Annotated in this window: 18 protein-coding genes; 12 read left to right on the forward strand and 6 right to left on the reverse strand. The window is 64.1% G+C overall.

Features of this window, described 5'->3' with window-relative positions:
* Positions 1–40: 40 nt before the first annotated feature.
* The 4 genes from amn to AC3IYG_RS19295 all read right to left on the reverse strand — a co-directional run bounded on the left by amn (position 41) and on the right by AC3IYG_RS19295 (position 6,519).
* Entirely contained in the window at positions 41–1,513 is a 1,473-nt protein-coding gene (gene amn, locus AC3IYG_RS19280; protein WP_489311119.1) for an AMP nucleosidase, read from the reverse strand.
* Positions 1,514–1,710: 197 nt separating this feature from the next.
* Positions 1,711–3,360, reverse strand: coding sequence for an acyl-CoA dehydrogenase family protein (locus tag AC3IYG_RS19285; protein ID WP_489311120.1), 1,650 nt, complete (start codon positions 3,358–3,360; stop codon positions 1,711–1,713).
* Positions 3,357–4,010, reverse strand: coding sequence for a TetR/AcrR family transcriptional regulator (locus tag AC3IYG_RS19290; RefSeq protein ID WP_489311121.1), 654 nt, complete (start codon positions 4,008–4,010; stop codon positions 3,357–3,359). Before AC3IYG_RS19290 ends, AC3IYG_RS19285 begins: the two co-directional genes overlap by 4 nt.
* 106 nt (positions 4,011–4,116) lie before the next feature.
* On the reverse strand, positions 4,117–6,519 hold the full coding sequence (locus AC3IYG_RS19295) for a hybrid sensor histidine kinase/response regulator (protein WP_489311122.1): 2,403 nt from the start codon (positions 6,517–6,519) through the stop codon (positions 4,117–4,119).
* Between the two features lie 310 nt (positions 6,520–6,829).
* On the opposite strand from AC3IYG_RS19295, the gene AC3IYG_RS19300 reads away from it, so the two are divergent.
* From AC3IYG_RS19300 to AC3IYG_RS19320, 5 genes are all read left to right on the forward strand, one after another.
* Entirely contained in the window at positions 6,830–7,627 is a 798-nt protein-coding gene (locus AC3IYG_RS19300; RefSeq protein ID WP_489311123.1) for a hydroxymethylpyrimidine/phosphomethylpyrimidine kinase, read from the forward strand.
* A gap of 11 nt (positions 7,628–7,638) precedes the next feature.
* On the forward strand, positions 7,639–8,268 hold the full coding sequence (gene thiE, locus AC3IYG_RS19305) for a thiamine phosphate synthase (RefSeq protein ID WP_489313963.1): 630 nt from the start codon (positions 7,639–7,641) through the stop codon (positions 8,266–8,268).
* Positions 8,269–8,328: 60 nt separating this feature from the next.
* Positions 8,329–9,612: a glutamate-1-semialdehyde 2,1-aminomutase gene (hemL, locus tag AC3IYG_RS19310; RefSeq protein WP_489311124.1), complete on the forward strand. Its 1,284-nt coding sequence runs from the start codon at positions 8,329–8,331 to the stop codon at positions 9,610–9,612.
* A complete protein-coding gene (locus tag AC3IYG_RS19315) occupies positions 9,612–10,283 on the forward strand; it encodes a DUF6962 family protein (protein WP_489311125.1) in 672 nt (223 codons plus the stop codon). Before hemL ends, AC3IYG_RS19315 begins: the two co-directional genes overlap by 1 nt.
* 92 nt (positions 10,284–10,375) lie before the next feature.
* Positions 10,376–10,924: a tetratricopeptide repeat protein gene (locus AC3IYG_RS19320; protein ID WP_489311126.1), complete on the forward strand. Its 549-nt coding sequence runs from the start codon at positions 10,376–10,378 to the stop codon at positions 10,922–10,924.
* A gap of 80 nt (positions 10,925–11,004) precedes the next feature.
* On the opposite strand, the gene AC3IYG_RS19325 is transcribed toward AC3IYG_RS19320, so the two are convergent.
* Positions 11,005–11,328: a DUF1820 family protein gene (locus AC3IYG_RS19325; RefSeq protein ID WP_489311127.1), complete on the reverse strand. Its 324-nt coding sequence runs from the start codon at positions 11,326–11,328 to the stop codon at positions 11,005–11,007.
* Positions 11,329–11,458: 130 nt separating this feature from the next.
* On the opposite strand from AC3IYG_RS19325, the gene miaB reads away from it, so the two are divergent.
* From miaB to lnt, 5 genes are all read left to right on the forward strand, one after another.
* Positions 11,459–12,814, forward strand: coding sequence for a tRNA (N6-isopentenyl adenosine(37)-C2)-methylthiotransferase MiaB (gene miaB, locus AC3IYG_RS19330; RefSeq protein ID WP_489311128.1), 1,356 nt, complete (start codon positions 11,459–11,461; stop codon positions 12,812–12,814).
* 88 nt (positions 12,815–12,902) lie between these two features.
* Positions 12,903–13,913 (forward strand): PhoH family protein, encoded by a 1,011-nt coding sequence (locus tag AC3IYG_RS19335; RefSeq protein WP_489311129.1) that lies wholly within the window; start codon positions 12,903–12,905, stop codon positions 13,911–13,913.
* Positions 13,906–14,361, forward strand: coding sequence for an rRNA maturation RNase YbeY (gene ybeY / locus AC3IYG_RS19340; protein ID WP_489311130.1), 456 nt, complete (start codon positions 13,906–13,908; stop codon positions 14,359–14,361). Before AC3IYG_RS19335 ends, ybeY begins: the two co-directional genes overlap by 8 nt.
* 44 nt (positions 14,362–14,405) lie before the next feature.
* The gene (locus tag AC3IYG_RS19345; protein ID WP_489311131.1) at positions 14,406–15,245 is read left to right on the forward strand and encodes a CorC family transporter; all 840 of its coding nucleotides are present in this window, start codon (positions 14,406–14,408) and stop codon (positions 15,243–15,245) included.
* Positions 15,246–15,336: 91 nt separating this feature from the next.
* Entirely contained in the window at positions 15,337–16,857 is a 1,521-nt protein-coding gene (gene lnt / locus AC3IYG_RS19350) for an apolipoprotein N-acyltransferase (protein WP_489311132.1), read from the forward strand.
* A gap of 215 nt (positions 16,858–17,072) precedes the next feature.
* On the opposite strand, the gene AC3IYG_RS19355 is transcribed toward lnt, so the two are convergent.
* A complete protein-coding gene (locus tag AC3IYG_RS19355; RefSeq protein ID WP_489311133.1) occupies positions 17,073–17,507 on the reverse strand; it encodes a hypothetical protein in 435 nt (144 codons plus the stop codon).
* Between the two features lie 204 nt (positions 17,508–17,711).
* Between AC3IYG_RS19355 and leuS the strand changes: the two genes are divergently transcribed.
* On the forward strand, positions 17,712–20,318 hold the full coding sequence (gene leuS, locus AC3IYG_RS19360; RefSeq protein ID WP_489311134.1) for a leucine--tRNA ligase: 2,607 nt from the start codon (positions 17,712–17,714) through the stop codon (positions 20,316–20,318).
* A 101-nt stretch (positions 20,319–20,419) separates the two neighbouring features.
* Positions 20,420–21,031, forward strand: a complete 612-nt coding sequence (locus AC3IYG_RS19365) for an LPS-assembly lipoprotein LptE (RefSeq protein ID WP_489311135.1) — start codon at positions 20,420–20,422, stop codon at positions 21,029–21,031.
* The last annotated feature ends 25 nt before the right edge of the window (positions 21,032–21,056 follow it).

Genomic DNA, 21,056 nt, shown 5'->3' on the forward strand with positions numbered 1-21,056 from the left:
CAAACGGCATCGCGGCCACGGGCCGCTCCTACGGGACCGATCAGCGGAACGGCGGCTCGTCGAAGCTGCGCAGCTTGCGCGAGTGCAGTGAGTTGAGCTGGTTGCGCAGCAGGTCCAGGGCGGCGATGCCGATATGCAAATGCTGGGTCACCGCCCGCTCGTAGAACGCGCCGGCCGCACCCGGCAGCTTGATTTCACTGTGTAGCGGCTTGTCGGACACGCACAGCAAGGTGCCGTAAGGTACCCGCAGGCGATAACCCTGGGCGGCAATGGTGCCACTTTCCATGTCCACCGCGATGGCCCGCGCCAGGTTGATCTGCGGACGCTCCTGGGCCCAGCGCAGCTCCCAGTTGCGGTCGTCGTAGGTCAGCACGGTGCCAGTGCGCAGGCGTCGTTTCAGCGCTTCGCCGCGCTCGCCGGTGACGGTCGCCGCGGCCTCCTGCAACGCCATCTGCACCTCGGCCAGGGCCGGAATCGGGATGTTCGGCGGCACCACCCGGTCGAGGATGCCATCGCGGCGCATATAGGCGTGAGCCAACACATAGTCACCGATGGTCTGCGATTGGCGCAGGCCGCCACAGTGGCCGATCATCAGCCAGCAATGCGGACGCAAGACGGCCAGGTGATCGGTGATGTTCTTCGCGTTGGACGGCCCGACGCCGATATTCACCAGGGTCACGCCATGGCCGTCAGCGGCGATCAGGTGGTAGGCCGGCATCTGGTAGCGGTGCCAGAGCACGCCCGCGATGATCGTCTGCGCTTCGCCCTCGTCCATGTCGCGCTCGATGATGACGTTACCCGGCAACACCATGCGTACGAAGCGCGGGTCTTCGCGCAACTGGCTGAGGCCATGCAGGATGAACTGGTCGACATAGCGGTGGTAGTTGGTCAGCAGAATCCATGGCTGCACGTGCCGCCAGTCGCTGCCGGTGTAATGCACCAGCCGGCGCAGGGAAAAGTCCACCCGCGCCGCATCGAACAGCGCCAGCGGCAGGGGGTCGATGTTTTCCCAGTCGTACAAGCCGTCGGCGATGCCATCCGAGGCCGCCGACAGGTCGGTGCTGGGGAACACCCGCGCCAACTCGGCCGCCGTCACCCCAGACCCGGCCAGCTCATCGCCCTGCTCCACCACATAGGGGTAGGGAATGTTCTGCTGGCTCACGCCGACTTCGACCTGCACGGTGAAATCGCTCATCAGCGGGCGCAGTTGTTCGAGCAGGTAATTACGAAACGCCGCCGGATGGGTCACGGTGACGCTGTAGGTGCCCGGCACCTGCACCTTGGCATAGGCACGCACGGTGGTCGGCACTTCGCCCTGGCACAGGTAGGTCAGGCGCAGTTCCGGGTAGCGGAACAGGCTGTGCTGGCTGGCATCGGGCTTGATGCGTTCTTTCAGGTAGAGTTTGAGTGCCTGGCTCAGGCCGTTGATGGCCCGCTCATGCAGGGCGGCAAGCCGGTCTACCGCTTCATCAGGGGTATGGGCGACAACAAAGGCGTCAGTGTTGCTGGTCACGATGGGCATTCCTGTCAGAGCATGCAGATTTCTATCTTGCCTGCATCGTCGAGAAAAGGCATGACCGCAAGCCGGCTTATCGAGCGGGTTCCATCGTCGGGCGAATTATTCACCGCGTTATCCGCCACAATCGTGGTATCCGCAGGCTAGGCCGGGCCATTTTGGTGGCAAAACCCAGCCCACGGTCACCGAGTGACTTACAGCAGGTGCGGGGTCGCCCGCGCCACCAGTGCCTCGACATCCACACCACGCGGCAAGGTGCCGTACACGCGCCCGCCCGCACCCAAGCGGCTGGCGATAAAGGCATCGGCAACCACGGCGTTGCCGCCCTCCAGCAGCAGCTTGGCCTGCAAGGCGACGGCCACGTCCTCGGTCAACTGACGCGCGCGGTACTGGATATCGTCGGTGTCGCGGAAACCCGCCTGCAGCTGCTGGATATGCGCCTTGAGCCGCGCATCGCCATGGCCGTCGCCGAGTTCGACGAACAAGGCGTCGAGCACGCCCGGCTCTTTCGACAGGGCGCGCAGCACATCCAGGCACTGCACGTTGCCCGAGCCTTCCCAGGTCGAATTGACCGGTGCCTCGCGGTACAGCCGCGGCAGGATGCTGTCCTCGACATAACCGGCGCCGCCCATGCACTCGGCGGCCTCATTGATCATCGCCGGGGCACGCTTGCAGATCCAATACTTGCCGACGGCAGTGACCAGGCGGGCGAATTTGTCTTCCTGCTCGTCGTGGCCATGGTCCAGGGCGCGGCCCATGCGCAGGGTCAGGGCCAGCGCGGCCTCGCTTTCCAGGGCCAGGTCGGCCAGCACGTTCTGCATCAGCGGTTGTTCATTGAGCACCCGGCCGCCGACCTTGCGGTAGGCGCAGTGGTGCGCGGCCTGGGTCAGGGCCTGGCGCATCAGGGCGCTGGAGCCGACCATGCAGTCGAAACGGGTCAGCGCCACCATCTCGATGATGGTCGGCACACCGCGACCTTCCTCGCCGATCATCCAGGCCAGCGCGCCGCGATACTCGACCTCGCTGGAAGCATTCGACCAGTTGCCCAGTTTGTTCTTCAGGCGTTGGATATAGAACTCGTTGCGCGTGCCGTCCGGCCGATGGCGTGGCAGCAGGAAGCAGCTCAGGCCCTTGTCGGTCTGCGCCAAGGTCAGGAAGGCGTCGCACATCGGCGCCGAACAGAACCACTTGTGCCCGACCAGCTCATAGGCCTGGCCCGGCCCCGGCATGCCAACCGGATGGGCATGCGTGGTGTTGGCGCGCACATCGGTGCCACCCTGCTTCTCGGTCATCGCCATACCGATAGTGGCCCCGGTTTTCTGGCTGATCGGCAGATTGCGCGGGTCGTACTGGGTCGAGAGGATCTTCGGCAGCCAGATTTCGGCAATATCCGGCTGCAGCTTGAGCGCCGGCACGCTGGCGTAGGTCATGGTCAGCGGGCAGCCGCTGCCAGCCTCGGCCTGGCTGTGCAGGTAACTCATGGCCGCACGGGCGACCTGCGCGCCGGCACGCGGCTCGGTCCAGGGCTGCGACGGCAGGCCATGCTCGATGGCGACCTGCATCAGTTGATGGTAAGCCGGGTGGAACTCCACCAGGTCGATACGATGACCGTAGCGGTCATGACTCTTGAACACCGGTTTGTTCTCGTTGGCGAGAAAGCCGGCGGCCATCAGCGGCCCGCCGGCCAAGGCGCCATAAGCGTCGATTCGCGCATCGGCCCAGCCGCCGCCGAAATGCCGCGTCCACTCCTGCAACGGCAGGTCGAGGCGGTAGAGGTTGGCGCCATCCAACGGTGGCACCTGGTTGATCACGTCGTGGGTTTCGGCGAACTGATGCAGGTTCATGGCAAGGACTCCTCGGTAGGCAACGGGGCGCCAACGGCGCGCAGGCAGAAGGTGACCAGGGCTTGGCTGACTTCGCCCAAGTCGGGCAACGCATGGCCGGCCGCCCGCGCCGCGCGTGCCGGCGGCGACAGGGGACCGACCAGGGATTCGGCGGTGGCGCCCACCAGGCAGGCGGCCACCAACGGAATGGCACTGAGACGGAAAGCGCCGGTGGCCACACCTTCGCGCAGCAGGTCGGCGTACAGCTTGGCGTAGGCCTCGCGGTACAGCAGGCGCTGCTCGTCCACTTCCGGGTCGACCGGTTCGGCGATCAGGGCGAAAGCCAGGCGCCGGCTGTGCCAGGCGCGCGCGGCGAACTGCCGGAGGCCCTCGGCCAAGCGCTGGTCTGGCGCACCGGGGCCGCGGAATACCGCGGCCAAGGCCTCCACCTCACGCTGGCTGGCACGGGCGAAGACCTCCGCCGCCAACTCGCCCTTGCCACGAAAGTGCCGGTACAGGCTGCCGGTGGCAATGCCGACGTCCTCGGCCAGGGCCTGCATGGTCAGGGCGGCGAAGCCGGCCTCGGCCACCCGCGTCAGCGCGCAATCGAGAATCCGCTCACGCAGCTCCTGGTCACGGTCGAGGCGGGCGGCGGTCAGGCGATAGGCCATAGTCTGAATCCTGATTCATTTATACATCCAGTGAATCACGATTCAGAGCTTGGCTAAAGTGGGATATCGGTCAAAACAGCCGCGAAATCTCCGCGAAGACACCGACCTAACTGGGCTGCGGATTCGGGTCCAACGCAGCCCGGCAGAGCAGCCAATCGTGCAGCAGCGCTTGCAGCGCCTCGAACTTGACCGGCTTGGCCAGGTAGTCATTCATCCCCGCCGCCAGGCACCGTTCGCGGTCGCCGCTGTGGCTATGGGCGGTGACCGCCAGCACCGGCAGCCCCAGACAGCCGGGCAAGGCGCGCAGCGCACGGCAGGTGGCGAACCCATCCATGACCGGCATCTGGCAATCCAGCAGCAGTGCATCCACCGGTTCGCGGCGCAGCAGTTCGAGGGCATCGGCACCATTGTCGGCGCAGCGCACCCGGTAGCCGAGCTTGAGCAGCATGCCGCGCAGCACCAACTGGTTGATGCTGTTGTCCTCGACCACCAACACCGTGCACTGCTCGGGGCGGCGCAGTGCCGGCCCCATGGCGCGCCGCGGCGCCGCCTGTTGCGGGCTGGGGGCCGTCAGGAACAACGGCACGCGCAACTCGAAGCAACTGCCCTGGCCCAACTGCGATTGGTGGCTCAGGCCACCGCCGAGCAAGTCGACCAATTGCCGGCAGATCGCCAGGCCGACGCCCAGGCCACCATATTCGCGGGTCATCGAGCCATCCAGTTGATGGAAGCGCTGATACAGCGAACCATCCACCGGGGTACTGAAGCCGATGCCGCTGTCGATCACTTCAACCCTCAGCGTCAGGCCATCCTTAAGCACATCGGTGCTGCTCACGCGCAGGGCGACAGACCCGCGCGAGGTGAACTTGATCGCGTTATCCAACAGATAGCCGAGGCTCTGCGCCAGTTTGCCGGCGTCGCCCTCCAGGGTGTCGGGCAGGCTCTCGTCCAGCTCCAGGGTAAAAAACAGGCCCTTGTCCTCGGCACGCGGGGCGAACTGCGCGCACAGGCCGTCAAACAAGGCCCGCAGGCTGAACGGCTCACGCCAGGGGTAGAGCTTGCCCGCCTGCAGTTCGGTGAGGGCGAGAATATCGTTGACCATCCGCATCATGTCGCGCGAGGAGGTCGTGGCGGTCTTCTGATACTGCTCCAACTCGACATCCATGGGCACCGTCTGCATCAGCTCCAGCGAGCCGATCACACCATTCATCGGCGTGCGCAACTCGTGGGTGACGGTGGCGAGAAACTCGTCCTTCAAGCGGTTGCTGTTGGCCAACTCCTGGTTCAGCGTCTCCAGCTTGCGCCCGGACTCAAAGAGAATCCGCGTGCGCTCTTCCTTCATCGAGTTGATGCGGTCGGCCAATGCCAGCGACAACAGCCCCACTTCGAGCGCCGAACCAATCTGGCTGGCGTACATGGTCAGGAAGGCGTTGGGCAGATAACCCAGCACCATCAAGGTGTTGACGATGCCACCCAGCAAGAAGGCGCTCCAGGCAATGATGAAATAACGCGCCACCCGCATGCCCCGCCACCAGGCCAGAATGCCCGCGGTGAACACCACAACGGTAAACGACAGGGCTACATAGGTCGCCAGACGCAGGGAAAAACCATAGCTGGCAGTCAGCGCCAGCAGCATCGTCAACGCCCCCAGCGCCATCATCACCAGCAGGCTGCGGTCGACCCACGGGCTGTGTTCGGCGGTGTGCAGAAAAGTGCGGGCGAACTGACACCCGAACAACGCCGCCGACCCGATCAGGAAAGGCGTGGAAACATTCGCCCACCAAGGGCTGTTCGGCCAGAAGTACTCGATCCCGGCACCGTTTACCGAAACCTGGTAAAGGCCGAACGAGGCGATATAGAAGATGTAATAGAGGTAACTGGTGTCGCGCACACTCAGGTAGATGAATAGGTTGTAAATCAGCATCACCAGCAGCACGCCGTAGATGATGCCCAATACATAGATGCGCCCCGGCTGCTCCTCCAGATAGGCCGTCGGCGACCAGAGTTTCAGCGGCGCCTGGACCGAGCCCTGGCTTTCCAGGCGCAGGTAGACGCGCTTTGGCTGGTCAGGCTGCAGGCTGAGCTCGAACAGGTAGTTGTTCTGCTTGATCTGCCGGCTGGAGAACGGCAAGGCATCGCCCGTCTGCTGGACACGCTGAAAACCACCGCGGCCATCCGCCAGGTAGAGTTCCAGGTGATCGAGCGGCGGGTAGGCCAGCTCCAACAGCCACGGTTGCTGGCCGACCGACACCTGCGGGCGGTAGGTCAAATCCAGGCGCAGCCAGAACACCGAGTGCGAATAACCGGCGTTGAGCACCGACTTGTCGTGCCGGCGGAAGCTGGCCTGCAGGGCCGGCGAGATGATCTCGTCGATGCTGGCGTCACCGCGCACATCCTCGAACACGTCCATTTCCTGCCCCAGCACCAGGCTGCGGGTGTGTTCGTCGAACTCGACCGCGCCGGCCAGTGCCGAACAGAGACAAAGAAGTAGAAGAAGGCCGTAACGCATGCTGCCCCGCAAAGGCTTTGCGGGGCCACGCCAGGGAGCCCCGCCTCCCCTGAATGACGTCGCCGCGCTGAGCCTGGTTATTCGAATTGGGCTCACTCTAGCACAGCCGCACGGCGGGAAAAGCCATTCGCCATCATGCCCTTAAGCCCCGGCCCTGACGCCTGCGCCGATACCGGCACTGTCCCTAACCAGGTGCTCAACGAGGCGGTCGCTGCGAGCAGAAATGCACGGCATCGCGCGCAACACAAACTCGTCGCCGAACGGGCCAAGCCAGGCGCAAAAAAGCCGATTAGTGATAAGCTCGCGCACCATGAATATCTACAATTCTCGTCCCGTAGTTCTCTGCCTCTCCGGTCATGACCCCAGCGGGGGTGCCGGCCTGCAGGCCGATATCGAAGCCTTGCTCGCCCAGGGTTGCCACGCCGCGCCGGCGGTCACCGCGTTGACCGTGCAGGACACGGTCAACGTCCGCGACTTTCGCGTGCTCGACCGCGCCTGGGTGCTCGCCCAAGCCAATGCTGTCATTGCCGACATGCCGGTGGCCGCGGTCAAGCTGGGCATGCTCGGCTCCGTCGAAATGGTCGAGACCGTGCTGGAAATCATGCAAGCCCTGCCAGGCGTGCCGCTGGTCTGCGATCCGGTGCTGCGCGCCGGCGGCGGCGGCGCCTTGGGCAAGGATGAAGTCGGCTACGCCATGCGCGAGCGCCTGCTGCCGCTGGCGACCATCGCCACGCCGAACCTGCCGGAAGCGCGAATTCTTGCCGAGCTGCCGGATGGCACGGCGGATCAGTGCGCGGAAAAACTCCTGCCTTTTTGCCAACACCTGCTGATCACCGGCGGGCATGGCGACGAACAGCAGGTGCACAACCGCCTGTATTCGCGCGATGGCAGCCGGCAGACCTTCACCTGCCCGCGCCTGCCCGGCAGTTATCACGGCTCCGGCTGCACCCTGGCCAGCACCCTGGCGGGCCGCCTGGCACTCGGAGAAAACCTGGCCAGCGCCGTGCAATCGGCCCTCGCCTACACCTGGCGCACCCTGCGCGATGCCGAGCAGCTGGGCCACGGCCAGTTCGTGCCACGCCGCCTGCCGCTGGATTTCTCGTCATGAGCCCACAAGCGCTGAAACTGCGCGGTCTGTACGCCATCACCGACAGCCAACTGCTGGCCGGCGGCAAGCTGCTGCCGTATGTCGAAGCCGCGCTGGACGGCGGTGCGCGCCTGTTGCAATACCGCGACAAGTCCAGCGACGAGACCCGCCGCCTACGTGAGGCCGAAGCCTTGCGCGGCCTCTGCGAGCGTTACGGCGCCACGCTGCTGATCAATGACGACGCCGAACTGGCTGCGCGTCTGGGTGTCGGCGTCCACCTCGGCCAGGGCGACGGTTCGCTCGCCGCCTGCCGCGCCTTGCTCGGCCGTCAGGCAATCATCGGCGCCACCTGCCATGCCCAACTGGAGCTGGCCGAACAGGCCGCCCGCGAAGGCGCCAGCTACGTGGCCTTCGGGCGCTTCTTCAATTCCAATACCAAGCCCGGCGCGCCCGCCGCCACCGTTGAACTGCTGCAGCAGGCCCGCGCCCGCTTGAGCTTGCCGATCGTCGCCATCGGCGGCGTGACCCTGGAAACCGCTCCGCAATTGATTACCCACGGCGCCAGCCTGCTGGCCGTAATCCATGCGCTGTTCAGCGCCGAGAACGCCCAGGAAGTCGCACGCCGCGCCCGCGCCTTCAGCGAGCTGTTCGCAACTACCTGATACCCAGTTACGGTGGATTACGCTGCGCTAATCCCCCCTACGTTTTTCGAGAGGTCCAGCATGTCCCGTTCCGAAACCCTGTTCGCCAACGCGCAAAAGCACATCCCCGGCGGCGTCAACTCGCCGGTACGCGCCTTCAAGAGCGTCGGCGGCACACCACTGTTCTTCAAGCACGCGGCTGGCGCCTATGTGACGGACGAAGACGATAAGCAGTATGTCGATTACGTCGGTTCCTGGGGTCCGATGATCCTCGGCCACAGCCACCCGGACGTACTGGACGCCGTGCGCAAGCAGCTGGAGCACGGCCTGTCCTACGGCGCGCCGACCGCGATGGAAACCGACATGGCGGACCTGGTCTGCGCCATCGTGCCGTCGATGGAAATGGTGCGCATGGTCAGCTCCGGCACCGAGGCGACCATGAGCGCCATTCGTCTGGCTCGCGGGTTTACCGGGCGCGACAGCATCCTCAAGTTCGAAGGCTGCTACCACGGCCACTCCGACAGTTTGCTGGTCAAGGCCGGCTCCGGCGCCCTGACCCAAGGCGTGCCGAGCTCCGCGGGCGTGCCCGCGGCCTTCGCTAAACACACCCTGACCCTGCCCTTCAACGACATCGCCGCCGTCGAGAAACTGCTTGCCGAAGTCGGCAACGACGTGGCGTGCATCATCGTCGAGCCGGTGGCCGGCAATATGAACTGCGTGCCACCGGCGCCGGGCTTTCTCGAAGGCCTGCGCGAGCAGTGCGACAAGCACGGTGTGGTGCTGATTTTCGACGAGGTGATGACCGGTTTCCGCGTCGCCCTCGGCGGGGCCCAGGCGTATTACGGCGTCACCCCGGACTTGTCGACCTTCGGCAAGATCATCGGCGGCGGCATGCCGGTCGGCTGCTTCGGCGGCAAGCGCGAAATCATGTCGCGGATCGCCCCGCTCGGCCCGGTCTACCAGGCTGGCACCCTGTCGGGCAACCCGCTGGCGATGGCCGCGGGCCTGACCACCCTGAAGCTGATCAGCCGCCCGGGCTTCCATGCCGAACTGAGCGACTTCACCGCGCGCCTGCTGCAAGGCCTGCAGGATCGCGCCGATGCCGCCGGCATCCCGTTCGTCACCACCCAGGCCGGCGGCATGTTCGGCCTGTATTTCAGCGGCGCCGACGACATCGTCACCTTCGAAGACGTGATGACCAGCGATGCCGAGCGTTTCAAGCGCTTCTTCCACCTGATGCTGGAAGGCGGCGTCTACCTGGCGCCAAGCGCTTTCGAGGCGGGCTTCACCTCCATCGCCCACGGCGACAAGGAACTGCAAATCACCCTGGACGCCGCCGAGCGCGCGTTCGCGGCGTTACGTTGATGCAGTACAGCACGGCGCTCTCCGACGGCCTTCTGGCGCTGGCCTGCCTGGCGAGCGCCTTATGGCTCTATCGCGCCCGCGCGCCTTTCGTCGAAGCCGAGCGCTGGACCTGGCTCTGCGCCCTGAGCGGCTTTCTGCTGCCCGCCGGCGCCGCGCTGTGCGGCGTGCTGCACTATGGCCTCGACCCGAGCTGGCAAGAGCTGCATGGCAAACTGAGCCAGGCCAGCAGCCTGCTCGGCCTGCCATTGCTGGGCATCGCGGCCCTGGCCCTGGCACGCAGTTGGGGCTGGTCGCGACTGATCTGGTGCTGGGTGGTGATCGCCCTGAGCCTGCTGTTCGAGGGCGCACAACGGCTGGACATACTCGACAGCTACCGCCTGTTGCTCAACATCGCGACCTTGCTGCTGTTACTCCATGCGGGCGCCCGCCAGCTGCCGCAACGTATTGCGCCACTGGGGACCGCAGTGGCGGCGGTGGGCCTGCTGCTGTTCGCCGGCCTGCTGGTGGGCACCGAGGGCTTTATTGGCTCGTTACGCCGCATCGACCTGTTCCACGCCCTGCTGAGCCTGGCCTACCCGCTTCTGGCTTGGCTCCTGCTGGCGCTGCCCAGCAGCTCGCCGACGCCAATGGAAGCACCGGAAAGCTCAGAAAAGTCCGTAAAGACTTTGTAACGATGGCCCCGCTTATTTCATAATGTGAAGGCCGACGCGTTTCGTCGGCCGAGCGGCATGCTCGTACTGCTTTCTGAGGCGCGTTGATTTCCATGAACCGCACCGGCCGCACCCTCACCCTGGGCTGCCTGTTGCTCTTGCTGCCGCTGCTGGCTTTCGCTGGCGGTAACTCGTTGCTGATCCCGGCCACTGGCCGCTGCTCGCTCAACACCCTGCCCGAAGATCTGCCGGATGCCCTGGCCGCCTGCCAGCAGGCCGCCCAGAATGGCGACCCGGAGGCGGAATTCGAGCTCGGCGAGTTCTATTACGACGGCAAGCGCGCGCCGCGCGATCTGGCGCAAGCGCTGAACTGGTTCGAGCAGGCCTCGCTGCAAGGCCATGCACAGAGCCAATACCGCCTGGGGATGATGTTCTTTCGCGGTGAAGGTGTGCCGGCCAACAATGTGCAGGCCTATATCGTGCTGAAGATGGCCGCCGTGAATGGCGCCGAAGATGCACTGGACACCGCAGACCAGGTTGCCGCGCAGATGCCGCGCGAGCAACTGGAAATCGCCACCCAGGTACTTGGGCAGATCTTCCGCAACTACCTGCTGGAACTGCAGACCGCCGATGGCGCCTCGCCGTTCGCTCCGCTGCCCTGAACTCCCGCAGCCACACAACAAACTGACTCGACACCATGCGAGCCGCCGCGGTTAACGCAGCCGGCTCGCATGCGACGGCTTCACTTGTCCGGCATCGGCATCGGAAACGGCATGACATTGCTCATGCCGCGCGCTTCGCTGATCTTCGGCGTGCCCAGGCGCTCGACTTCGTCGATCCGCACGATCGCGTGCATCGGCACGAAACTGCGCACCACGCCCTCGAACTGCGCCTTGAGCTTCTCTTCGCTGGGGTCGACCACCACCTGCGTGCGCTCACCGAAGACGAACTCTTCCACCTCCAGGAAGCCCCACAGATCGCTTTGATAGATCTGCTTGGCGTACATCTCGTACACCTGGCCTTGGTTGAGGAAGATCACCTTGTAGATAGGTTCACGCTTGCTCATGGATGGCAGATAACCACGGGAAGAATATAAGGGGGCGAAATCATAGCATAGCCTCTGGGCAGGCAATGCTAGGAAGCCCGCGACCAGCCCACTATAATGCGCGGTTCTTCGAACCACCCGATGACTGCGCATGACCAAGAAGCTTTATATCGAAACCCACGGCTGCCAGATGAACGAGTACGACAGCTCGCGCATGGTCGACCTGCTGGGTGAACATCAAGCCCTGGAAGTCACTGCGCGCGCTGAAGACGCCGATGTCATCCTGCTCAACACCTGCTCGATCCGCGAGCGCGCCCAGGACCGGGTGTACTCGCAACTGGGCCGCTGGCGCGAACTGAAACTGGCCAAACCGGACATGGTGATCGCCGTCGGCGGTTGCGTCGCCAGCCAGGAAGGCGCCGCGATCCGCGATCGCGCCCCCTATGTCGACGTGGTGTTCGGCCCGCAGACGTTGCACCGCCTGCCGGAAATGATCGACGCCGCACGCAGCAGCGGCCTGCCGCAGGTCGATGTGTCGTTCCCGGAAATCGAGAAATTCGACCGTCTACCCGAGCCGCGCATCGACGGCCCCAGCGCCTACGTCTCGATCATGGAAGGCTGCAGCAAGTACTGCACCTTCTGCGTGGTGCCCTATACCCGCGGCGAAGAAGTCAGCCGCCCATTCGACGACGTGCTGAGCGAGGTCATTCACCTCGCCGAACACGGCGTCCGTGAAGTGACCCTGCTCGGCCAGAACGTCAACGGTTTTCGCGGCGCCACCCATGACGGCCGCACAGCCGACCTGGCCGAGCTGATCCGGGTGATCGCCGCCATCGACGGCATCGACCGTATCCGCTACACCACTTCGCACCCGCTGGAGTTCTCCGACAGCCTGATCCAGGCCCACGCCGAGGTGCCAGAACTGGTCAGACACCTGCATCTGCCGGTGCAGGCGGGTTCCGACCGGATACTCGCGGCGATGAAGCGCAACCACACCGCACTCGAGTACAAGTCCAAGATCCGCAAACTGCGGGCCGCCTGCCCGGGCATCAGCATCACCTCGGACTTCATCGTCGGTTTCCCCGGCGAGACCGAGCAGGACTTCGAAAAAACCATGCAACTGGTGGCTGACATCGGCTTCGACTTCTCCTACTCCTTCGTCTACAGCGCGCGCCCGGGCACACCCGCAGCCGACCTGCCGAACGAAATCCCCGCCGAAACCAACCGCGAGCGCCTGGCGCGGCTGCAACACCTGCTGAACCAGCAAGGCTACGAAATCAGCCGACAAATGGTCGGCAGCACCCAGCGCATCCTGGTCAGCGATTACTCGAAAAAAGACCCGGGCTGGCTCACCGGACGCACCGAGAACAATCGGATCGTCAACTTCCGCTGTGACAATCCAAGCCTGATCGGCCAGTTCGCCGACGTGCGGATCGACGAGGCCATGCCTCATTCCCTGCGCGGCAGCCTGCTGAGCGAACAGGCCGACAAAGCGACCCAACACTAAAGCCGCAGATGCCCGAGCTTTCACCCTCGGGCCTGCGGGGTTATCCTTCGACGTATATCCCTTGCCGAGTGGCGGCTACAACACGACCTTGAACGCACCCATAGAACCGCATCGTTTCATCCTCGAACCCTTTGAGGCTCGTCGTTTCGCCAATCTGTGCGGGCAGTTCGACGAGCACCTGCGCTTGATCGAGCAACGCCTGGCCATCGAAATCCGCAACCGCGGCAATCAATTCGAATTGATTGGCCCCACCGGCCAGACCCAGTCCGCCGAACAACTGCTGCGCCGGCTGTACCGCGAGACCAACGCGACCCAGCTGTCACCGGATCTGGTGCATCTGTTTTTACAGGAGTCCGGCATCGAAGAACTGAACAACCCGGCCGCCGAAGCCAGCGTCGCCCTGCGCACCCGCAAGGGCATGATTCGCCCGCGCGGCGCCAATCAGCAGCGCTACGTCAAATCGATCCTCAACCACGACATCAACTTTGGCGTCGGCCCGGCCGGCACCGGCAAGACTTACCTCGCGGTAGCTTGCGCAGTGGATGCGCTGGAGCGCGAACAGGTTCGGCGCATCCTGCTGGTACGCCCGGCGGTGGAAGCGGGCGAGAAGCTTGGCTTCCTGCCCGGCGACCTGGCGCAAAAAATCGACCCCTACCTGCGCCCGCTGTACGACGCGCTGTACGAGATGCTCGGCTTCGAGCAAGTGGCCAAGCTGATCGAGAAGCAGGTGATCGAAGTCGCGCCGCTGGCTTATATGCGCGGCCGCACACTGAACAACAGCTTCATCATCCTCGACGAGAGCCAGAACACCACGCTGGAACAGATGAAGATGTTCCTCACCCGCATCGGTTTCGGCTCCACCGCGGTGATCACCGGCGACATCACCCAGGTCGACCTGCCGCGCGGCACCAAGTCCGGACTGACCCATGTGATCGATGTGCTGCGCGACGTGCCCGGCATCTCCTTCACCCATTTCAAGTCCAAGGACGTGGTCCGCCACCCATTGGTGCAGCGCATCGTCGAAGCCTACGAGCGCCATGAGAACCGCATGCACGGCAAGCTCGACGACGAACTGGATGCGGATCGCAGCAATGCTTGAACTCGATCTGCAAAACGCCAGCGTCACCAGCAGCCCCAGCGAAGCCGAGTTCCGCCAATGGTGCGAACTGGCCCTGCGCCAGCGTACGGCCGACTCCGAGTTGACCATCCGCCTGGTCGACGAGCCGGAAGCCCGCGAACTGAACAACACCTATCGGCACAAGGATTACGCCACCAACGTACTGTCCTTCCCCGCCGACGTGCCCGACGAACTGCTCGATATCCCGCTATTGGGCGACTTGGTGATTTGCGTGCCGGTGGTCGCCCGCGAAGCGGCCGAGCAAGGCAAGACACTGACGGCGCACTGGGCGCACTTGGTGATTCACGGCTGCCTGCACCTGCTTGGCTACGACCATATCGAGGATGAAGAAGCCGTCGAAATGGAAAGCCTGGAACAACAATTGCTCGCCGAACTGGGTCACCCCGACCCTTACGCCGGCGACGAATAGCCTGACCTCCGTCAGGCACCAGAAAGGAACACTGAGTAACCAGCATGAGCGAAGACCGATCGAGCAACGGGCAAAAATCCTGGTTGGGGAAAATCACCCAGGCCTTTGCCCATGAGCCGAAAAACCGCCAAGAACTGCTGTCGCTACTGCGCGAAGCCCATCAGAACAAACTGCTCGACAGCGAGGCCCTGGCCATTGTCGAAGGCGCGATCCAGGTCGCCGACCTGCAAGTTCGCGACATCATGGTTCCGCGTTCGCAGATGATCAGCATCAAGGCCAGCCTGACGCCCAGGGAGTTCCTGCCGGCGATCATCGAGTCGGCCCACTCGCGCTACCCGGTAATCGGTGAAGGCCTGGACGACGTCATCGGCGTGCTGCTGGCCAAGGACCTTCTGCCGCTGGTGCTGCACGACGACAACCAGACCTTCAACATCAAGGATCTGCTGCGCCCGGCCACCTTCGTGCCGGAGTCCAAGCGCCTCAATGTGCTGCTGCGCGAGTTCCGCGCCAACCATAACCACATGGCCATCGTCATCGACGAATACGGCGGCGTGGCCGGCCTGGTGACTATCGAGGACGTGCTGGAGCAGATCGTTGGCGATATCGAGGACGAGCACGACGTCGAGGAAGACAGCTATATCAAGCCGCTGCCCAGCGGCGACTTCCTGATCAAGGCACTGACGCCGATCGAGAGTTTCAACGAATCATTCGCCAGCGAATTCACCGACGATGAGTTCCACACCGTCGGCGGCCTGGTAATGAACGCATTCGGCCATCTGCCCAAGCGCAACGAAGTGACCGAAATCGGGGATTTCCGCTTCCGCGTACTGAGCGCCGACAGCCGCCGCATCCACCTGCTGCGCCTGACGCCGATGTCGCGTTGAGCCGATCACGCCTGAAGCAACCCAAAACAGGAAAACCTGCTTAAGCCCGTCGCGCGCGCAGCAGATATCAAGCAGGTTTCAAGGACTGAGCATGAATTGGATCGTACGCCCGGGCTGGCCCGGCAATCTGCTGGCGACACTGGCCGGCGCCCTGACCACCCTGGCACTCGCGCCGTTCGATATCTGGCCGCTGGCGCTGCTGTCCATCGCCCTGTTCTACCTCGGCTTGCGCGACCTCAGCCCGCGTCAGGCGCTGTGGCGCGGCTGGTGCTACGGCTTCGGCCTGTTCATCGCCGGCACCAGCTGGATCTACGTCAGTATCCACGACTACGGTGCGGCCTCGGTACCGCTGGCACTGTGCCTGACCCTGGCGTTCTGTGCCGGCGTGGCGCTGTTCTTCGCCTTACCCGGCTGGCTGTGGGCGCGCTGGCTACGGCGCAACGAAGCGCCGCTGGCCGACGCCCTGGCGTTCGCCGCGTTGTGGCTGGCTCAGGAGGCCTTCCGCGGCTGGTTCCTCACTGGCTTCCCCTGGCTCTACGCCGGCTACAGCCAACTGAACGGCCCCCTTGCCGGGCTCGCGCCGGTGGGCGGCATGTGGCTGCTGTCGTTCGTCCTGGCACTGACCGCGGCGCTCTTGATCAATCTGCCACGGCTGCGCAACCGCAGGCTGTTTCTCGGTCTCGGCCTGGTGCTGCTGGTCGCGCCCTGGGGCATCGGCCTGGGCTTGAAAGGCCACGCCTGGACCGAACCCGCCGGCGCGCCGCTGAAAGTGGCCGCGATGCAGGGCAATATCGCACAGCAAATGAAATGGGACCCGGAGCAGTTGAATGCGCAACTGGCCCTGTACCGCGACATGAGCTTCAGCGCCCAGCCGGTCGACCTGATCGTCTGGCCGGAAACCGCCGTGCCGGTGCTCAAGGAGTTCGCCGAAGGCTATCTGAGCGTCATGGCCCGCTTTGCCAACGAGCGGCAGGTCGCACTGATCACCGGCGTGCCGATCCGCCAGGCCAGCGCGCAAGGCGAGAAACGCTACTACAACGGCATCACCGTGATCGGCCAAGGCCACGGCACTTATCTGAAACAGAAGCTGGTGCCGTTTGGCGAGTACGTGCCCCTGCAGGATCTGCTGCGCGGGCTGATCGCCTTTTTCGACCTGCCGATGTCCGACTTCGCCCGCGGCCCGACCACTCAACCACTGCTCGAAGCCAAGGGTTACCGGATCGCGCCCTATATCTGCTACGAAGTGGTCTACCCGGAGTTCGCCGCCAGCCTCGCCGCGCAAAGCCAGTTGCTGCTGACCGTCAGCAACGACACCTGGTTCGGCACGTCCATCGGCCCGCTGCAGCACCTGCAGATGGCACAGATGCGCGCCCTCGAGGCCGGCCGCTGGATGATCCGCGCCACCAATAATGGGGTGACCGCGCTGATCGACCCGTTCGGCAAGCTGGCGGTGCAGATTCCGCAGTTCGAACGCGGCGTGCTGTACGGCGAAGTGCTACCGATGCAGAACCTGACGCCCTACCTGCTCTGGCGCGCCTGGCCGCTGACGATACTCTGCGGCCTGCTGCTTGGCTGGGCCCTGCTGGCCAGCCGGATGGCGAAAACCTTGTAAAGGGCACGGCGCACCGACCGATGCTGGTACGCGAAGAACAACGGCAACCGACAGGGGCTGCTTGCGGGTAAAGCGGTTGCGCCCTTCTGGATCGTGGGTATGACCAGCGAGCGCTGGGCGGTCAACGGTAAAACCGCGGATAAGCACTCAAGCCAACCGCACGGCGGCAGGAAGATAGCGCAGAGCCATCGAGCACCGCTCAAGGTGCCCGCGGTCTAACGGGGATTGCCGGCGCGGAAAAGCTGCGAGCCACAGGTGAGGCAGGCCTGCACCCCCTCCCCGGGCTGCCAGTGCGCCGGCGCGCCGCAAAGTGCGCAGAGCAGTTTTTGCCTATGCTTGGACAGCACGTTCGGTTTGCTCAACGGTTTGCTGCCGGGCCGAATCGCCTTCGTCTGCTGCAGGGGCATTCGCTCGAGCAGCGCCAACTCCTCTGCCGCTGCATGCCAGCCGCGCAACCAATGCAGGTCGTGATCCAGATAGGCCCGAATCAACTCCATCTCCGCCTGGCTCAGCCCACGCAACTCCAACTCAAGCGGTGCTTCATCGTGCAAGCGAGTGACACTGTCGGCCTCATCCAGGGCTAAGGCAAGACGCTGCAGCAGCCGCTCATACAGCCCGCCTCGCGCATCTACTTGCCGCAACTCAGCCATCCACTCACCTCGCGCAAGGCTCGCCCCACTTCTCCCCTTATTCGAAGCTTAGCGCCAGCCCTCCAACCGGTTACGCGCCGCGACCAACGGCGACCGCAGCCAGTCCCGCCAGGCACCCGGCGCAATCAAGGTTTCCCACGGCCAAGGGCGCTCATGTATGCTACGACGTTTCCTGTAAGCCCTTATTTACCAGCCTAAGTAGCCATGCACGAACTCTATCAGCCCCGTGAAATCGAAGCCGCCGCGCAAACCTACTGGGACGAGCAACAGTCCTTCGTAGTCAGTGAACAACCAGGCAAGGAGACTTTCTATTGCCTGTCGATGTTCCCCTACCCGAGCGGCAAACTGCACATGGGGCATGTGCGCAACTACACCATCGGTGACGTGATCGCCCGCTACCAGCGCATGCAGGGCAAGAACGTGCTGCAGCCGATGGGCTGGGACGCGTTCGGCATGCCGGCGGAAAACGCCGCGATGAAGAACAACGTCGCGCCGGCCAAGTGGACCTACGAAAACATCGCCTACATGAAGAACCAGCTGAAAAGCCTGGGGCTGGCGGTGGACTGGTCGCGCGAAGTCACCACCTGCAAACCGGACTACTACCGCTGGGAACAATGGCTGTTCACCAAGCTGTTCGAAAAGGGCGTGATCTACCGCAAGAACGGCACCGTCAACTGGGACCCGGTCGACCAGACCGTGCTGGCCAACGAACAGGTCATCGACGGCCGTGGCTGGCGCTCCGGCGCGCTCATCGAAAAGCGCGAAATCCCGATGTACTACTTCAAGATTACCGCCTACGCGGATGAACTCTTGAGCAGCCTGGACGAACTGGATGGCTGGCCGGAACAGGTCAAGACCATGCAGCGCAACTGGATTGGCAAATCCCGCGGCATGGAAGTGCAGTTCCCCTACGACCAGGCCTCCATCGGCGAAGCGGGCGCACTGAAAGTCTTCACCACCCGTCCGGACACCCTGATGGGCGCGACCTACGTCGCCGTTGCCGCCGAACACCCGCTGGCGACCTTGGCCGCGCAAGGCAACCCCGAGCTGCAAGCCTTCATCCACGAATGCAAGAGCGGCAGCGTGGCGGAAGCCGACGTCGCCACCCAAGAGAAAAAAGGCCTACCGACCTCGCTGTTCGTCGAGCATCCACTGACCGGTGAAAAACTGCCGGTGTGGGTCGCCAACTATGTGCTGATGCACTACGGCGACGGCGCGGTCATGGCCGTTCCGGCTCACGATGAACGCGATTTCGAGTTCGCCGGCAAATACGCCTTGCCGATCAAGACCGTGGTTCGCACCAGCGCTGGCGATGAAACCCCGGCGCCGTGGCAGGCCGCCTATGGCGAGCACGGCCAACTGATCAACTCGGGCGCCTTCGACGGCCTCGACTTCGACGGCGCGTTCGACGCCATCGAAGTCGCCCTGCTGAAGAAAGACCTCGGCCAGGCGCGCACTCAGTTCCGCCTGCGCGACTGGGGCATCAGCCGTCAGCGCTACTGGGGCTGCCCGATCCCGATCATTCACTGCGACGGCTGTGGCGACGTACCGGTGCCGGAAGACCAACTGCCGGTGGTATTGCCTGAAGATGTAGTGCCGGATGGCGCCGGCTCGCCGTTGGCACGTATGCCTGAGTTCTACACCTGCAGTTGCCCGAAGTGCGGCGCGCCGGCCAAGCGCGAAACCGACACCATGGACACCTTCGTCGAGTCCTCCTGGTACTACGCCCGCTACGCCTCGCCGCAGTACACCGACGGCATGGTCGACCCGGTAGCGGCCAACCACTGGCTGCCGGTGGACCAGTACATCGGCGGCATCGAACACGCCATCCTGCACCTGCTCTACGCGCGCTTCTTCCACAAGCTGATGCGCGATGAAGGCCTGGTCAGCTCCAACGAGCCGTTCAAGAACCTGCTGACCCAAGGCATGGTCATCGCCGAAACCTACTACCGCCTGGAAGCCAACGGCGGCAAGACCTGGTTCAACCCTGCCGACGTGGAAATCGAACGCGATGCCAAGGCCAAGATCATCGGCGCCAAGCTGAAAAGCGACGGCCTGCCGGTGGAAATCGGCGGCACCGAGAAGATGGCCAAATCGAAGAACAACGGCGTCGACCCACAGTCGATGATCGACCAGTTCGGCGCCGACACCTGCCGCCTGTTCATGATGTTCGCCTCACCGCCCGACATGAGCCTGGAGTGGTCGGACTCCGGCGTCGAAGGCTCGCACCGTTTCCTGCGCCGTGTCTGGCGTCTGGCCCAGGCACACGTCAGCCAGGGGCTGCCGGCCGCACTGGACCTCGCCAGCCTGGACGACGGACAGAAGGACGTGCGCCGCGCCATCCACCTGGCGATCAAGCAAGCCAGCCAGGACATTGGCCAGCACCACAAATTCAACACCGCCATCGCCGCCGTGATGACCCTGATGAACGTGCTGGAAAAAGCGCCGCAAGCCAGCGCACAGGATCGCGCGCTGCTGCACGAAGGCCTGGAAACCGTGGCCCTGCTGCTGGCACCGATCACGCCGCATATCAGCCATGACCTGTGGCGGGAACTCGGCCATGCCGGGGCGATCATCGACGCCACCTGGCCCGTACTGGACCAGGCCGCACTGGTGCAGGACAACCTGCAACTGGTGGTACAGGTCAACGGCAAGCTGCGCGGGCACATCGACGTCGCCGCCAGCGCTTCGCGCGAAGAGGTCGAGGCCGCGGCCCGGGTCAACGAGAACGTGCTGCGCTTTACCGATGGCCTGACGATTCGCAAGGTCATCGTGGTGCCGGGTAAGCTGGTCAATATCGTCGCAAGCTGATTCAAGCTCTGCAGCAGTCGGGCAGACTGCTGCAGAGAGCCTATCGAGGTATCGCTGAGCCTTGGGCTGCAACGATGCAAATGGTTTAAGGGGATAACAAGATGATCAAACGGAATCTGATGGTAGTCGGCCTGGCAGCGTTGCTGAGCGCCTGTGGCTTCCAGTTGCGCGGCACTGGCGATATGCAGTTCGCGCTCAAGGAGCTCAACATCACCGCCCGCGACGCCTATGGCTCGACCGTCAAAGAAATGCGTCAGGTTCTGGAAAGCAACGACGTCAAAATCTATCCCGGCGCCCCGTACACCCTGGTTCTGGCCAAGGAAGGCGAAGAGCGGCGCACCGCCAGCTACACCAGCAGTGCCCGCAGCGCGGAATATGAGCTGACCATGAGCCTCGACTATGAGCTGCGTGGCGCCAAAGACCTGCTGCTGATGAGCAACCAGCTGGAAGTGCAAAGCGTCTACATCCAGGACGAAAACAACCTGATCGGCTCCGACCAGGAAGCCGGCGAGCTGCGCCTGGAAATGCGCCGCGAGCTGATCCAGCAACTGACGCAACGCCTGCAGCAGATCAGCCCAAGCCAGCTCGACCAACTGCAGCAAACCGCTGAAGCCAAGGCCAAGGCCGAAGCCGATGCGCTGGAAGCCGCACGCCAGTCCGAGCAAAGCCAGCCGCAGCAATCGCCGCTGCAGCTGCCGATCAAGGTTCAGTAAGCCACGCGGGGCCGCCGCTGTGGCC

The organism is Pseudomonas sp. KH_027, assembly GCF_057838565.1.

Bases quoted from the DNA above. Each gene is read 5' to 3' on its own strand.
- AC3IYG_RS19355 (WP_489311133.1), bottom strand. From the start codon at position 17,507: ATGGCTGAGTTGCGGCAAGTAGATGCGCGAGGCGGGCTGTATGAGCGG.
- hemL (WP_489311124.1), top strand. From the start codon at position 8,329: ATGTCCCGTTCCGAAACCCTGTTCGCCAACGCGCAAAAGCACATCCCC.
- AC3IYG_RS19315 (WP_489311125.1), top strand. From the start codon at position 9,612: ATGCAGTACAGCACGGCGCTCTCCGACGGCCTTCTGGCGCTGGCCTGC.
- leuS (WP_489311134.1), top strand. From the start codon at position 17,712: ATGCACGAACTCTATCAGCCCCGTGAAATCGAAGCCGCCGCGCAAACC.
- AC3IYG_RS19365 (WP_489311135.1), top strand. From the start codon at position 20,420: ATGATCAAACGGAATCTGATGGTAGTCGGCCTGGCAGCGTTGCTGAGC.
- ybeY (WP_489311130.1), top strand. From the start codon at position 13,906: ATGCTTGAACTCGATCTGCAAAACGCCAGCGTCACCAGCAGCCCCAGC.
- AC3IYG_RS19320 (WP_489311126.1), top strand. From the start codon at position 10,376: ATGAACCGCACCGGCCGCACCCTCACCCTGGGCTGCCTGTTGCTCTTG.
- AC3IYG_RS19285 (WP_489311120.1), bottom strand. From the start codon at position 3,360: ATGAACCTGCATCAGTTCGCCGAAACCCACGACGTGATCAACCAGGTG.
- lnt (WP_489311132.1), top strand. From the start codon at position 15,337: ATGAATTGGATCGTACGCCCGGGCTGGCCCGGCAATCTGCTGGCGACA.
- AC3IYG_RS19345 (WP_489311131.1), top strand. From the start codon at position 14,406: ATGAGCGAAGACCGATCGAGCAACGGGCAAAAATCCTGGTTGGGGAAA.
- AC3IYG_RS19325 (WP_489311127.1), bottom strand. From the start codon at position 11,328: ATGAGCAAGCGTGAACCTATCTACAAGGTGATCTTCCTCAACCAAGGC.
- AC3IYG_RS19300 (WP_489311123.1), top strand. From the start codon at position 6,830: ATGAATATCTACAATTCTCGTCCCGTAGTTCTCTGCCTCTCCGGTCAT.
- AC3IYG_RS19295 (WP_489311122.1), bottom strand. From the start codon at position 6,519: ATGCGTTACGGCCTTCTTCTACTTCTTTGTCTCTGTTCGGCACTGGCC.
- miaB (WP_489311128.1), top strand. From the start codon at position 11,459: ATGACCAAGAAGCTTTATATCGAAACCCACGGCTGCCAGATGAACGAG.
- AC3IYG_RS19290 (WP_489311121.1), bottom strand. From the start codon at position 4,010: ATGGCCTATCGCCTGACCGCCGCCCGCCTCGACCGTGACCAGGAGCTG.